Annotated in this window: 15 protein-coding genes; 9 read left to right on the top strand and 6 right to left on the bottom strand. The window is 33.5% G+C overall.

All coding sequences use genetic code 11. The annotated features are described in order from the left end of the window. Nucleotides 1-90 precede the first annotated feature (90 nt). A complete protein-coding gene (locus GW534_RS04865) occupies nt 91-969 on the top strand; it encodes an NAD(P)-dependent oxidoreductase (protein WP_161919937.1) in 879 nt (292 codons plus the stop codon). A 1,077-nt stretch (nt 970-2,046) separates the two neighbouring features. Here GW534_RS04865 and GW534_RS04860 read toward each other — a convergent pair. Both GW534_RS04860 and GW534_RS04855 read right to left on the bottom strand, forming a co-directional pair. Next, nucleotides 2,047-2,502 carry a YkyB family protein gene (locus tag GW534_RS04860; protein ID WP_161919936.1) on the bottom strand — a complete coding sequence of 152 codons (456 nt, stop codon included), beginning with the start codon at nt 2,500-2,502 and terminating at the stop codon, nt 2,047-2,049. 13 nt (nt 2,503-2,515) lie between these two features. Continuing rightward, a complete protein-coding gene (locus GW534_RS04855; RefSeq protein ID WP_161919951.1) occupies nt 2,516-3,382 on the bottom strand; it encodes a metallophosphoesterase in 867 nt (288 codons plus the stop codon). Between the two features lie 163 nt (nt 3,383-3,545). Here GW534_RS04855 and GW534_RS04850 point away from each other — a divergent pair, with 163 nt between their 5' ends. Continuing rightward, the gene (locus GW534_RS04850; RefSeq protein ID WP_161919935.1) at nt 3,546-3,746 is read left to right on the top strand and encodes a hypothetical protein; all 201 of its coding nucleotides are present in this window, start codon (nt 3,546-3,548) and stop codon (nt 3,744-3,746) included. Between the two features lie 104 nt (nt 3,747-3,850). Here the strand turns inward: GW534_RS04850 and GW534_RS04845 are convergent, their stop codons facing one another. Next, nucleotides 3,851-4,093, bottom strand: coding sequence for a glutaredoxin domain-containing protein (locus tag GW534_RS04845; protein WP_161919934.1), 243 nt, complete (start codon nt 4,091-4,093; stop codon nt 3,851-3,853). 99 nt (nt 4,094-4,192) lie between these two features. Here GW534_RS04845 and GW534_RS04840 point away from each other — a divergent pair, with 99 nt between their 5' ends. From GW534_RS04840 to GW534_RS04815, 6 genes are all read left to right on the top strand, one after another. After that, nucleotides 4,193-4,429 carry a DUF1797 family protein gene (locus GW534_RS04840; RefSeq protein WP_161919933.1) on the top strand — a complete coding sequence of 79 codons (237 nt, stop codon included), beginning with the start codon at nt 4,193-4,195 and terminating at the stop codon, nt 4,427-4,429. 125 nt (nt 4,430-4,554) lie between these two features. After that, complete coding sequence (gene cbpB / locus GW534_RS04835) at nt 4,555-4,995, top strand: cyclic-di-AMP-binding protein CbpB (protein WP_161919932.1); 441 nt, start codon at nt 4,555-4,557, stop codon at nt 4,993-4,995. Between the two features lie 129 nt (nt 4,996-5,124). Next, complete coding sequence (locus GW534_RS04830; protein WP_161919931.1) at nt 5,125-6,003, top strand: LysR family transcriptional regulator; 879 nt, start codon at nt 5,125-5,127, stop codon at nt 6,001-6,003. 193 nt (nt 6,004-6,196) lie between these two features. Beyond that, entirely contained in the window at nt 6,197-7,954 is a 1,758-nt protein-coding gene (locus GW534_RS04825; protein ID WP_161919930.1) for an ABC transporter ATP-binding protein, read from the top strand. Further along, nucleotides 7,954-9,789 (top strand): ABC transporter ATP-binding protein, encoded by a 1,836-nt coding sequence (locus GW534_RS04820; RefSeq protein ID WP_161919929.1) that lies wholly within the window; start codon nt 7,954-7,956, stop codon nt 9,787-9,789. The genes GW534_RS04825 and GW534_RS04820 overlap by 1 nt, the downstream gene beginning before the upstream one ends. Nucleotides 9,790-9,945: 156 nt before the next feature. Beyond that, nucleotides 9,946-10,617: a potassium channel family protein gene (locus tag GW534_RS04815; protein ID WP_161919928.1), complete on the top strand. Its 672-nt coding sequence runs from the start codon at nt 9,946-9,948 to the stop codon at nt 10,615-10,617. Nucleotides 10,618-10,696: 79 nt separating this feature from the next. Here the strand turns inward: GW534_RS04815 and rnjA are convergent, their stop codons facing one another. The 3 genes from rnjA to def all read right to left on the bottom strand — a co-directional run bounded on the left by rnjA (nt 10,697) and on the right by def (nt 13,709). Continuing rightward, nucleotides 10,697-12,367 carry a ribonuclease J1 gene (rnjA, locus tag GW534_RS04810; RefSeq protein WP_161919927.1) on the bottom strand — a complete coding sequence of 557 codons (1,671 nt, stop codon included), beginning with the start codon at nt 12,365-12,367 and terminating at the stop codon, nt 10,697-10,699. Between the two features lie 3 nt (nt 12,368-12,370). Then, nucleotides 12,371-12,580, bottom strand: coding sequence for a DNA-dependent RNA polymerase subunit epsilon (locus tag GW534_RS04805; protein WP_161919926.1), 210 nt, complete (start codon nt 12,578-12,580; stop codon nt 12,371-12,373). Nucleotides 12,581-13,157: 577 nt separating this feature from the next. Then, complete coding sequence (def, locus tag GW534_RS04800) at nt 13,158-13,709, bottom strand: peptide deformylase (protein WP_161919925.1); 552 nt, start codon at nt 13,707-13,709, stop codon at nt 13,158-13,160. A 252-nt stretch (nt 13,710-13,961) separates the two neighbouring features. Here def and GW534_RS04795 point away from each other — a divergent pair, with 252 nt between their 5' ends. Continuing rightward, complete coding sequence (locus tag GW534_RS04795) at nt 13,962-14,624, top strand: YkyA family protein (protein WP_161919924.1); 663 nt, start codon at nt 13,962-13,964, stop codon at nt 14,622-14,624. Nucleotides 14,625-14,893 lie beyond the last annotated feature (269 nt).

The raw sequence follows: 14,893 nt of genomic DNA, 5'->3' as shown, positions 1-14,893 counted from the left end.
AGGGGTCCTTGAAATGGATGCCTCTTTTTCGTAATGGAAAAAGTGATATGGTAAAATATAAATAAATTGAGAATTGGGGGAGGATGGAAAATGACAGTTGCAGACAAACCATCAATCGGGTTTATCGGCCTTGGTGTAATGGGAAAAAGTATGGCAGGGCATATTCTAAAAGCAGGTTATCCGTTATATGTATACAATCGAACAAAAGCAAAAGCAGATGAATTAGTAGAAAAAGGCGCAATTTGGGCAGATTCACCGAAAGAGGTGGCGGAACAAGCTAAAATTGTTTTTACGATTGTCGGCTTTCCGCAAGATGTGGAGGAGACATATTTAGGAGAAAACGGATTAATTACGCATGGTAAAGAGGGTACATATTTTGTCGATATGACAACTTCCTCTCCATCATTAGCGAAGAAGTTGTATGAAGAAGGAAAGAAAAAGGGCATTTTTGTTTTAGATGCGCCAGTTTCAGGTGGTGACATCGGAGCTCGGGAAGCACGTCTGGCAATTATGGTCGGCGGTGATAAAGATGCCTTTGATTATGTTTTACCGTTATTTGAAGTGATGGGGAAAAACATTACATATTTAGGTGAAGCTGGTGCAGGACAACATACGAAAATGGCAAACCAAGTCGCAATTGCTTCTGGAATGATCGGGGTTTGTGAAGCGTTAGTTTATGCGAAAAAGGCAGGACTTGATGTACAAAAGGTCGTTGATACAATTTCAACCGGTGCAGCTGCAAGTTTTTCACTGTCGAGCTATGCACCAAGAATATTGAAAGAAGATTACACACCCGGCTTTTTCATTAAACATTTTATTAAAGATATGACCATTGCACTAAATGAAGCTGAAAAAATGGGTATAGATTTACCGGGTCTTGCCCTTGCAAAAGAAATGTATGAAAAACTCGCTGCCCAAGGTGAAGAAAACAGCGGAACACAAGCTTTATATAAATATTGGGATGTTTAATTTGTTTATATTGTATGGTTTTGACCAACCGCAGGAGGATGTGGTTGGTTTTTTTTTGAGAAGATGAAAAAATGAGTATATTTATTCGTTAAATATTAATGCTGGGGCGAAAATACAGAGATATTTAATATGTTCTTTAAAAAAGCTTTTCTGTTTTTTGTAATTTTAACCATTTAAAGGGTCTTTCTCACTTTCTATGAGCGAAAACTTAAGTTTTAAGAGCGACTTGGTCAATTTAAAGAGCGATTTGCACATTTCAATGAGCGACTTTTTCAATCTAAGAGCGAATCGGATTTTTATGAGCGAATGTGTACCTTCTATGAGCGACTTTTTTTAATCAATGAGCGAATACGACTAATAAAATGTAAAAATCTGTTTCTATGAGCGAATGTGTACCTTCTATGAGCGACTTTTTTTAATCAATGAGCGAATACGACTAATAAAATGTAAAAATCTGTTTCTATGAGCGAAAATCTACTTTCAATGAGCAATTATTATTGACGGTTTCATTTGCTTTTATAACAACAAAATAGAAAACACCGAGGATAATGGTTTTATCAAGATCAAACGGTCCCAAAATTAAAGTTATAAGAAGGTATGCTCCGAATGTTGATGCTATTAACATCTTAAAAAGATTGCTTTTTAATTTAAACATTGCCTCTATGGCAAAATAGAAAAATAACAAGAAGTTAGCTAATGAACTACTAGTTGCAGTGTGGAAATAAAATAGAAGTGTCAAGCTGTGAAGTAAACAATAATGAATGGAAGGGAATTTTGTAACTGGTAAGAAAAAGTACAAAATAATGATAAAACACGTTATAAGTAATTTAGTGGTCGTAACATTGGATTCTTCAAAAAAGTAAAACAGAACCCAAATACTAATAAAGAACGAGAACCTTATAAGAAATTGTTTCATTTTACTACTCCGTTAAACCTTAATTTTAAAATAATCCTACCACAAATTCATCACGGAAATTGGAAAATTTTGCAACTAATAAATAGTAAATTAAAAATGGGTCACAGGATGTGAGCCCATTTTCTTATGAAAATAATTATGTATGACAAAGAAGGGATGGATTATTCACCTAACCGTTTAAAGACTGGCTTTTGATAGCGCGGTTTCCTATGCGAATGACGCGTTTGTTTTGGCGGTTTTAATCCAGTATAAATTTGCAAAACACGCTTCGCTTCCTTTAAAGGAAACACTGTCTTCGGGTTACGAACATTATCATCTAACTTACCGAGATTCGTTAAATTTTGGATATCTTCTTTTGTTGGAGGGATGTGAAAATAGTAGTTGCCACAAGAGACAAGGACAACCAATTGCTGCTGGCTAAAACGTGGATTTCTTGAAAAATGGAGGCCAACTTTCTTTGCTTTACCTTCTTCTAACATTATCTTTATTGCGGCATGCTTCAATGAATATAAAAATTTTGAATCAAGAGCCGTTTTTGCATGGCGGTTTACGATAAAGAGTGCTTTTGCTAACGTATCAACAGGGAAATCAGTAGAAGTTTTCTGGGCAGATCCCATTTGCCTACCTCCTTTAATTTTTATTATGAAGGGTAAAAAGTGTTATTTCAGGACGGGACAAAAAGCGATAGGGTAGCCTCGTTGTACCAAGTCCACGATTGACATATAATGAAAAATTGTCCGTTATTTCATAAAATCCATCTGTATATTTTTGCCCCTTTGGCGGTGTGATAATCGGTCCAACAAAGGGCATTTGGACTTGTCCACCGTGGGTATGCCCACTTATTTGCAAATGAACGGGATAATTTTTCACTTCATCTGCTAAATCAGGCGCATGGGAAATTAAAATTGTAAATTGTTCGGTAGGATTATTTTTTACAGCTTTTTCAATGTCGGGTTTACCTAAAATTGGTTCATCAATTCCCGTTAAAGTAATCTGCTCATCACTACCATTCACAATAGAAACAGATTCATTTCGTAATAAGGTAAAACCTGATGTTCTCATTATGTCTGCATATTTTTCCGTACCCCAACCGCCGTGATCATGATTACCATATACTGCAAATTTTCCGAAGGGAGCTTGTAATTGACTTAATAAAAGAATGACATGCTCAAATTCGAAAAAGGATAATAAATTATCTACTAGGTCACCAGAAAAAATAATACAGTCTGCAAATTGATTAGAAATTGTTTGAATGATTTTTTCAAATTGGTCAAAGTCCAAATGAAAACCTAGATGAGTATCACTAAATTGAATGATTCTAAAATTATTAAAGCTCGGTGGAATTAGTGGGTGATGAATCGGATGATGTGTAATTTCAATCCATTTTGGTTCGATATGTTTTATGTAACAATGTCCTATGATTCCTGTTACGATCGAAGCGATAGATACTTTGCCCACTTGTTTCAAAAAGCTTCTTCTTGAAATTTTTCTACCCATCGTATCAACTCTTAACTTTATATTATCAAAATATTTTTCTGTTTGCATTAGTTCGTTTTCTATAAAATAGATTAATAAAAAATAAATTACTTTACGTATTTGTATTGAAGTATTTATAATGTAATAGGTAGTTGATTTAAAAATAATAATGCAGGAGTATAAAATGAAAAAATTTGAAATCATGCTTGTTCCAACACCAATTGGTTTGTGCAAAATATATATATATGGTTTTTACCATGCAGGCTCTCGAGGAAAAGTGTTTGCGACTTTGAATGATTATACCGTATCAAGTACGGGTTATCAACGAGATCGAACAATTAGAAAAGCAGTGGAGGATCTGTATCAAACAATAAAAAGCAAATAGTTGTCTTGTGATCCTCCTTTATTTTGAACAAGAAAAGAATTTTAATTTGATTTAATTGTATAGACTTCTTTTTGTGTGGAAAATTATGATTGGAAAAGATTTTCTTAAGAGTTTTTTCCGAAAAGTTCTTGCTCTATTTCATTTAATTTGAACCCGGAAAACACTTTTTCACCGATAACGACTGTCGGTGTTGAGTATGATTTGTATTTTTTAACTAATTCGTTGTATGCTTGTTTATCTTGTCTTACATTTTTTTCAATGTATTCAATTCTTTGATCTTGGAAATATCTTTTCGTAATTTCACATGGTGGACAATCTGGTTGTGTATATATAACTATTCGTTCCATTTTATCACTCCTTAGCTGTTTATATGACTGATTGTACTAAAATTGCTACAGTTTGAAAAGAATGTAAATTTGTTGATTTTTAATTTGGGAGGAAATGACATGTCATTATTAGAAGGAATTTTATCTCGTTTAAAAAATATGCAAGAAGCGGAAGAAGATACAGAACGTTATTTTGAACAAAACGGTGTTAGAAAATGTAAAGTGAATTATTATACAAAAACAAACTCCTTTGAGCTAAAGGTTTATAATAAAGATGGAAAAACCGATACCTTCCAATTCGATGATATCGATATGACGGCGATTGAGATTTATGAGTTGCTACAACCGGAAGCTTAATTGTGGATAAATGGCGAAATTTGTAATAAATTGTAGACAGTATTAACTCCCTTCTTAAAGGCAAGAAATACCAATCTATGTTAAAATATATTTGCTAAGGAAAAATCAAGATGGGAGACTTGCCTATGATTGATTTACAAACTGGCGATTTTCTTGATCGAAGTATAGACAATTTGTTGATTCCTTCTGAAAGAGTTGCCCATGTACAAATCGGAAATAACTTAGAACATACATTGCTCGTATTAACTAAAACTGGCTATACAGGTATTCCTGTATTAGATCCTCAATATAAACTCCATGGCTTAATTTCTACCCCGTTAATACTCGATGCAATTATGGGGATGGAACGGATTGAATTTGAAAAGTTAGATAAGATTGCAGTAGAAGATGTCATGAACAAAGATATTCCGATTTTAAATACAAATGATTCGGTTAGAAAAGGATTAAGACTTCTAATAAATTTACCATTTGTATGTGCGGTTAATGATGAAGGCTATTTTGAAGGTTTATTAACAAGAAGCGCGGTATTGAAACAGTTAAACAGTTTTATTTATAAGAAAAATTAGTACTTGTTTCGTGGTCTCTAGATTAGAGACTATTTTTATTTATGAGTGGAATGTTCATATTTTACCCATGATGGAAAAATGATGATAAAATAAGCTTGTTGTATTAAAAAAATAAATTAGGTGTTGAAAATGAACTTAAATGAATTAGAGTTGTTATCTGTTTTAGCAAAAGAAATGAATATGAGAAAAGCGGCAGAACGACTGTTTGTCACTCAACCCGCCTTATCGCAACGTTTGCAGTCGATTGAAAAGGATTGGGGAACAAAAATTTTTATACGTTCTCATAAAGGGTTAACGTTAACTCCTGAAGGGGAGAAGATTGTTTACTTTGCCAACGAAGTATTGGCGAAGGAAGAGTTAGTTAGAGAAGAAATTCAAGCGTTGGAATCGGAAGTACACGGAACGTTAAAAATTGCTTGTGCTTCCATTGTTGGTCAAAATTGGTTACCAAAGGTTTTGAAGCGGTTTGTGGAAAAATATCCTCATGCGAAAATTTCCTTAATTACTGGATGGAGTAGTGAAATTTTAAAGGCCGTTTATGATGATCAAGTGCATATCGGTATTATTCGGGGAACAGCGGATTGGAAAGGTGAAAAACGGTTTTTATTCCGTGACCATTTATTTTTAGTTGATAAAGAAATTAAAAATATTGATGATGTCATTAAAACGGATCGTCCGTTTATTCAATTTAAAAGTGATTCCAATTATTATCAAGAAATTCAAGATTGGTGGCATCGTCGTTTTCAAACGAATCCGAAGCGTGTCATCGTCGTTGATCAAATTGAAACATGTAAACAGATGGCGTTAAACGGGATAGGTTATGCGATTTTACCGGAAATTACGCTGCACGGTATTGAAGGAAATTTACACAAAATCCCGTTAAAAAACGAAAACGATGAACCAATTGGTCGTGATACATGGTTATTAGGTTATAATAAAGCGTTTCAATTAAGACATGTAAGTGCCTTTATTGATGTAATTCGTGATTATTTAAAGGAACAAGTTTAATATGTCTTTCGTATTTTTGATTAAGATAGGCTGTCTTGCAGGTGCGAGGCAGTCTCTTTTTTTGTGATAACTCCTATTTTTTATTTTTAAGAAAAATAAAAAAAACAAACAAATAGGTAGAAAATTATTTCGAAAACCGTTATATTTTTAATTATATGTTAATTATAGGGTTCAACAGGGGAGGAATTTACATTTGGACACATTTAAAAAGTTAAAAGAGTTTTATTGGACGCATAAGAGGTATTTTTTCATCTCGATTGTATTCTTAATAATCACAACATCAATAACTCTTATTTATCCAATCGTATTACAAAAAACAATTGATGAAGTGATTATTGCTGGTAGCTATAATTTAATTCCATATTTAGTTATATTTTATTTTTTATTAATGGTAATTAAAGGAGTTACGACTTATATTCAGCAATATAATGGGGATATGTTTGGCATTATTGCGATGTATAAACTACGTAAACGGCTTTATGAAAAATTGCAATATCTGCCATTTCGCTATTATGACAATGCAAAAACAGGGGATATAATGTCACGACTTACAGCTGATGTTCAAGGTTTTCGTCACTTTCTATCCTTCGGTTTTACAGAGGCGATTCGATTTGTTTTATTTGTCGGCATTAGCATGATCGTCATGTTTTCTTACTCTGTAAAGCTCACGATTGTCACATTATTAGCTTTACCGTTTTTAATTGTCGTCGTAAAAAAATTTGATAAGCTAGTTCATCCAGCCTTCCGAGAAGTACGAAGATCTTTTGGTCGATTAAACACGAAGGTACAAGAGAATGTGAGCGGAATTAAAACTGTAAAATCGTTGTCTAAAGAAGAATTCGAGATTAATCGCTTCCACGATTTTAACTTAGATTTTCGTGATAAAAATATTTTCAACTCAAATATTTGGGCAAAGTATTTTCCGTTAATGGAGTTTATCGGCAATGTTTGTATCGTTCTTTTGCTTTCCTATGGTGGCTATTTAGTAATAAATAACGAACTTAATCCTGGAGAGCTTGTTGCTTTTTACAGCTTAACTGGGTACATTATCATGCCAATTATGAACTTAGGTTTTATTATTAATATGTTTTCCCAAGCGAAAGCTTCAGGCGAACGTTTAGTCGAAATATTAGAAGAGCCGAATGAAATTAAAGAGCACAATAACCCGATAAAGGATGTTGAAATTCAAGGTGAAGTTACTTTTAACAACGTAACATTGAAATATCGGGGAGATGACAAAGCGGCACTGGAAAATATCTCATTCCATGTTCCGAAGGGAAGCGTCGTCGGTCTAATTGGTGCAACAGGTTCCGGAAAAACAAGTGTTACCCAATTAATCACTCGATTTTACGACGTAACAGAAGGGGAAGTAATAATCGATGGTCGTAATGTAAAAGAATATGATTTATATACGTTACGTTCGCAAATTGGTTTTGTATTACAAGAACCATTTTTATTTTCATCAACAATAAAGGCAAATATTGCCTACGGAAATCCGGATGCTTCGATGGAAGAAATTATTGATGCGGCAAAACGAGCGGATGCACACGATTTTATAATGGAATTACCAGACGGTTATGACACGCTACTTGGTGAGCGAGGGATGGGGCTATCTGGAGGACAAAGACAGAGAATTTCCATTGCCCGGGCTATTTGTATGAATCCGAAAATTTTAATTCTTGATGATGCGACAAGCGCGGTCGATATGGAAACGGAATTTTCTATTCAAAAGGCGATGCAAGAAGTAATGAAAGACCGAACAACATTTATTATCGCTCATAGAATTTCTTCCATAAAACATGCGGATCAAATTTTTGTGTTTGATGAAGGAGAAATTGTTGAGCGTGGTATACACGAAGAGCTAATTCATAATGGTGGACCGTATGAGCGGATTTACAATATTCAATATAAAGATCAAATTAAGATACTACAACAGGCGGTGAATAAATAATGAGTAAACAGGGGAATCACCGTAATAACATAAATCCAAATGTGATGAACCGTTTTCGTTATTCCCAAGAGACGGCAATTGAAAAGCCGTTTAACTGGAAACAGTTAGTACGACTTTTACAATATTTAAAACCGTATTCAAAAAACTTACTACCAAAATCAATCATAGTCGTATTAATCAATACTGTTATTCGACTTGCTATACCACTTATAATTGGTTACTTAATTTTAGAAAAGGCGATTTACAATAAAGATGCGGATTTACTTGTGCAATTAATTGTTCTAGTTGGTGCCCTTTACTTAATTGCATATATCGCCAATTATTATCGCATTCGCTGGACCCATCAACTTGGGCAAAATGTAATTTACGATATACGTAAACATTTATTTACCCATGTTCAAGGTCTTTCGAACAACTTTTTCGATAATCGTTCAGCAGGATCGATTCTAGTACGAATTATGAATGATACAGGTTCACTACAAGATTTATTTACGAGCGGGATCATAAATTTATTAATGGATATGATTATGCTTGTAGGAATTATTGTCATACTGTTTTCACTTAGTCCAATGTTGACGATTGCAGTCATGATTATTTTACCGCTCATGTTTTTCATTACAACGAAACTGAGAAGAAATATTCGTCGTTCATGGCAGGATGTTCTTATCGTTCAATCTAAGCTCAATTCACATTTAAATGAGTCTTTACAAGGAATTCGTGTTACACAGTCATTTACACAAGAACGAGAAAACATGGCCTTTTTTGACGGAATCAACACAGATACGTTGGAGAGATTCCGTTATGCGATTAAGAAAAATTCGATGTTTCGTCCTTTAGTTGAACTGACAAATGCTATTGGGACGATTGTACTTATTTGGTTTGGAGTGAAATTAATTCAATCTGGAGATATAGGTATTGGGATTTTTGTCTCCTTTGCCTTTTATTTAGGCATGTTTTGGGAGCCAATTTCCCGACTCGGCCAATTATATAATCAGCTTTTAATGGCGATGGCTTCTTCTGAACGGATTTTTGAGTATTTAGATGAAAGACCAATTGTGGCAGAAATAAAAAATCCAGTCGAATTAAAAAATGTCGAGGGACATATCCAATTCAAAGATGTTAATTTTTCATATGATAATAAGCGAACTGCTTTAAAAGGAATAAATTTGGAAATTAAACCTGGGCAAACTATAGCGTTAGTTGGTCATACAGGATCTGGTAAAACAACGATAGCGAATTTAATTAGTCGCTTTTATGATGTTACAAGTGGGACTGTATTGATTGATGGCCACGACGTTCGTGATGTTTCATTAAAAAGCTTGCGAAGTTCAATCTCAATTGTGTTACAAGAAACGTTTATTTTTTCCGGTACAATTATGGAAAATATTCGCTTTGGTAGACCGGATGCAACGGATGATGAAGTAATTGCGGCGGCAAAAGCAATTGGTGCAGATTCCTTTATTGAAAAATTACCCCATGGTTATGAAACAGAAGTAGAGGAGCGGGGAAATATTTTATCCGTAGGTGAAAGACAGTTGATTTCCTTTGCGAGGGCCCTTTTAGCAGATCCGAAAATATTAATACTTGATGAAGCAACGGCAAGTATTGATACGGAGTCTGAAGTGAAAATTCAAAATGCCTTAAGGAAATTATTGAAGGGGAGAACATCAATTATTATTGCCCACCGCTTATCGACGATTCGTGATTCAGATTGCATTTATGTTTTAGATCACGGGAAAATCATTGAGCAAGGAAACCATGATGAGTTAATGGAGCAAAGAGGGGAGTATTATAAACTAACAACAGCCCAGTTTAAAATGTTGGATGTTGTTTAAGTATGTTAGGGGGATGTTCAAAATACATCCTTTTAAGCTGTTTATTAATTTTTGAAGGACGTTTTCCACAAACTAATTTATAGATAATTGTTATTAGGTAAATTATGGAACATGCTATATAATAAAGGTATTTCATCAATTGTTGGAGGCAATATTATGAGACGCAAAGAGTTTGTTGTAATTGGTTTAGGAAGATTTGGCGGCAGTATTTGTCGTGAACTTTCCAATTTAGGAATGAGTGTGCTAGCCATTGATAAAAATGAAGAACTTGTCGATAATTATGCAGATTTTGTAACGGAGGCAGTTGTTGCAGATACGACAGATGAATCCGTTTTAAAAAACTTAGGTATCCGAAACTTTGACCATGTTATCGTGGCAATCGGTGATGATATTCAATCTAGCATTTTAACGACATTAATTTTAAAAGAAATGGGCGTTAAAAAAGTAACAGCAAAAGCGTTGAATGAATACCATGAAAAAGTGTTGAAAAAAATCGGTGCTGATCAAATTGTCCATCCGGAACGGGACATGGGAAGACGCCTTGCCCATAATCTTGTTTCTTCGAATGTCCTTGACTATTTAGAGTTGTCCGATAAACATAGTCTTGTTGAAATTGTAGCAAATCCAGCGATTGCCGGAAGAACGATTATTGATTTAAATGTTCGTGCACGGTACGGCTTAAATATTGTCGCAATTAAAAGAAATGATGATATGATCGTATCACCACCAGCGTCGGAGATGATTTTAGAAGAGGATATTTTAATTGTAATAGGTTCAAATACTGATATTACTAAATTTGAAAAGCAAATGTTGCAAAATGTAAATTAAATGAAAAGGTGCTCAACAGCTGAACTACCTGCAGCGTTGTTGAGCACCTTTTTGAATATGGATCTGTAAAGAATTAATTTTAAACTTCCATAATAATTGGTAAAATCATTGGTTTCCGTTTCGTTTTTTCATATAAGAATGGTCCTAATGTATCAGAGATTTCGTTTTTAATTTCTGACCATTGGCTAGTTTTTCGTTCCATAATTTTTTCTAAATGTTTGGCGATTAAACTTTGTGCTTCGTTAATTAAATCTCCAGATTCTCGCATATAAACGAATCCTCTAGAAATAATGTCAGGTCCGGCTGCAATTTTGAAATCTGTCATATTAATACTTACAACGACGATTACAAGTCCTTCTTCCGATAAAATTCTTCGGTCGCGAAGAACTATATTACCAATATCACCGATACCGCTACCGTCAATGTAAATCGAACCAGAAGGAACCTTTCCTGTTACTTCAGCCGTTTCGCTTGTTAGGGCTAGTACATCACCATTATCCATAATAAAACAGTTTTCTTCAGGAACACCACAGTCCATCGCTAATTTCGCATGGGTGATTTGCATTCGGTATTCACCATGGATTGGTACAAAGAATTTAGGATTAATTAATCGAATCATTAATTTTTGTTCTTCTTGACCACCGTGTCCTGAAGTATGAACATCATTTAATTGGCTTGTAATTACATTTGCACCAGCACGATACAATTGGTTAATTGTTCGGTTAATGCTAGTTGTATTCCCTGGAATAGGGGAAGATGACATTACCACAGTATCCCCAGGAATAATGGAAATTTGTCTATGTGTTCCGTTGGCAATTCGTGATAAAGCAGCCATTGGTTCACCTTGAGTACCTGTACATAAAATGACTACTTGATTTGCTGGTAGACGATTAATTTGTTGACTATCTACAAACAAATCTTTCGGAGCATTAATATAACCTAACTCTTGTCCGATTTCGATGGCTGCTTCCATACTACGACCGAAAACAGCAATCTTTTTACCGTGTTCGATAGCTGCTTGAGCAACTTGTTCTAAACGATAAATATTTGAAGCGAATGTAGCAAAAATAATGCGACCGTCAGCTTTTCTAAAAATATCGTTTATTGTTTCGCCAACTTTTCTTTCTGACATTGTGAATTCAGGCATTTCACTATTCGTACTATCAGATAGTAAACATAGAACTCCTTCTTTACCAATTTCAGCCATTTTTATTAAGTTTGCTGGTTCACCGACTGGAGTAAAGTCAAACTTAAAGTCACCAGTATGGACGATATTTCCTGGTGGTGTTTTTACAACGATCCCATATGAATCTGGGATACTATGTGTCGTTCTAAAGAAACTAACGGAAGTTTTTCTAAACTTAATTACATCGTCTTCGTTAATTTCGAAAAATTTTGTTGTACGTAATAAACCATGTTCCTCTAATTTGTTTTTAATTAAGCCAATCGCTAATTTACCAGCATAAATCGGAACATTGATTTCTTTTAATAAGTATGGAATTCCACCGATATGGTCTTCATGACCGTGGGTAATAAATAATCCTTTAATTTTTTCTTGATTTTTCACTAAATATGAATAATCAGGAATGACATAATCAATACCTAATAATTCATCTTCTGGGAACTTCACACCAGCATCGATAATAATAATTTCATCTTGATATTGAACAGCGTACGTGTTTTTGCCGATTTCGCCTAAACCCCCAAGGGCAAAAACGGCGGTTTGATCGTTTTTTACAATTGTTTTCATGTTTTAAATCTCCGTTATTTTAAAATTTCCGCTTTGTTTTTCAAATTCTAAATCAACCCCATTAAGCGGTTGAATATGTTCAATTAAATATGGGGTTTCAAATAATTTTTCATAAATTTCATTTTCAGATTCAGCTTCGATATACATCGCTTTTGTACGTTCTCGAACTGGCACTTGTTCCTTGTCTTCTTGGTAGTATACTTTAAAAATCATTTCCTTTCACTCTCTCCTTACACAATTTCAACATAACTTTTTATATTTACGAATCTTTACCGAATGCACTTCACCAAATATATATTTAGAAAGTGTTTTTCTTTACCGGACCCATATACTTATATACAGATTATCATAAAATCGGAAAGAGAAGAAACCTTTTTATAAACATTTTCAAAAATCATCGGATTTCTTGTGGTAAAAAAATAAAAAATCAAAAAAATACGAACATAAAAGATAAGAAACTTGCCTCTATAAAAAGGAGGCAAGTACTATTATAAAATAAGAAAATTAAGCAATCATTTTTTTACGAAGTAGTTCTTTCCAACGATCAACAAGCTTTTTTCTAAGCTTTTTTAACATCGTGGTTCACTCCTTCCGAAATCTTTCCAGAAACGTCTATTGTAACGTTTTGTTAAAAATCGAGATACTATTCTATCTACTTATATTATATGTGAAATTTGAGTTATATTTCATGGGCTATTTTGGAACGGTTCGTGGAATTAGCGAAGTGTGAATTTTGAGTATGGGAAAAAGAGAATGCACATTTAGCATTCCCTCTAAATTTAGAAAATATTTATTTAATCGGTATCGCATTTTCGATTGGTTTAAATGGTTGTTCTTGATCAATATGATCGTAAAACAAAATTCCATTTAAATGATCGATTTCATGTTGAAAACAAATAGAAGGTAAACCTTTGGCACGAATTTTTACTTCCTTACCGTCAATGTCAAATCCTTTTACGGTAACTCGGGCATACCGGGGTACGAATCCTGGATGAGGTTCGTCAATGGATAGACAACCTTCACCCTTTACTAAATATGCCTTTTCGACAGAATGACTAACAATTTTTGGGTTGAAGAGGGCATAGCTGTATAATTTTCCGTTTTCATCAGTAACATGAACGGCAATCATTCTTTTTGATACATTGATTTGTGGTGCGGCTAGCCCAATCCCTGGTCGAAGCCCGTATTTTTTTACCATTTCTTCATCTTGGCTATTTTTTACATATTCCATTAACAATTGTAAAGTTTTCTTATCTTCATCGGATGGTGGCATTGGTACTTCTTTGGCAACTTTTCTTAAAGTAGGATGTCCATCACGAATAATATCTTTCATTGTAAGCACATGACTCACTCCAAGAAGCTTCTTTTTAAAATCAGTTTAACAAAAATTCCGTAAAATGTGAATTGGTTAAAAATGTGTTTATTAATGGCAACAAGTTATTATCAAAAAGAATAAAATTCTAGTGATAGTCATTTTCTACCACGAATATAATATAACAAAATGGTAGTTTAGAGATTTTTCATAGCATATTTCATTGCAAGAATTGTAATAGATACATTATATTTAGTTTATGAGGAAATGGAGGTTTGATGGGTGAATAAAAAGAAATTATTAGGGATCGCAATTTTATTATTTATTTCTATTGTATTATTAGTGGGATGTAGCCAGTCAAAAGAAGAAGAGATTTTTAAAATATTAGAATCGGTTGTTGAATTAGAAAAAGGCTTTGAAGAACAACAAGAACCGCTTGTTCAATTAGAAGAAGAAGAAAAGGCTTTATATGAAGAGATTTTGAACTTAGGACTTAAAGAAACAGAACAAATTAACAAACTAAGTGATGAAGCAATCGCTTTATCTGAACAAAGAAAAGAACTTTTAAATCTTGAAAGAGAAAGTATTGAAAAAGCTGAAAAGGAATTTACAAAAATTAAAGAACAAATCGAGCAAGTTGAAGATGAAGCGTTAAAAAAGCTTGCCAATGATTTATATACTATCATGAATCACCGTTACGAATCCCATAGTAAATTATATGAACAATATCAGTTAGGGATTCAATATGATCAAGAGTTATATAATATGTTAAAAGATGAAAGTGTTTCATTAGAACAATTACGAGATAAAGTAGATGAAATTAATAGCGTATATGAAGAAGTTTATAGTTTGAATGAGACTTTCAACCAGCTTACACAACAATATAATGAAGCAAAAATTGAGTTTTATAATAAAGCAGAGTTAAATTATAAACTGAATGAATAAATTTTTAGGCTGTCCTCGAGGGAGGTCTTTTTTTGTGTAGTCGAAATTTATAAGTAAAAAACGTGAGAAATGTAACGCTTTTCTGAAATAATTTTTTCATAAAAAGGTAAAATTGAATAAAAAGTATATCGCGATTAATACAGTTGTGCAAAATGGTATAGAACAGTTGTAAATATTAACTTTGAACTTTTTATAAAATAATATTTAATAAGCTTTTCAATCTTATAATAAAAAGTGTTTGACGAATTGGATATATATGGTGTACACTG

The sequence above is a fragment of the Pallidibacillus pasinlerensis genome (assembly GCF_009996845.1).
In the GTDB taxonomy this organism is placed as follows: Bacteria; Bacillota; Bacilli; order Bacillales; family Caldibacillaceae; genus Pallidibacillus; species Pallidibacillus pasinlerensis.
This window is presented reverse-complemented; position numbering and strand designations above follow the sequence as displayed.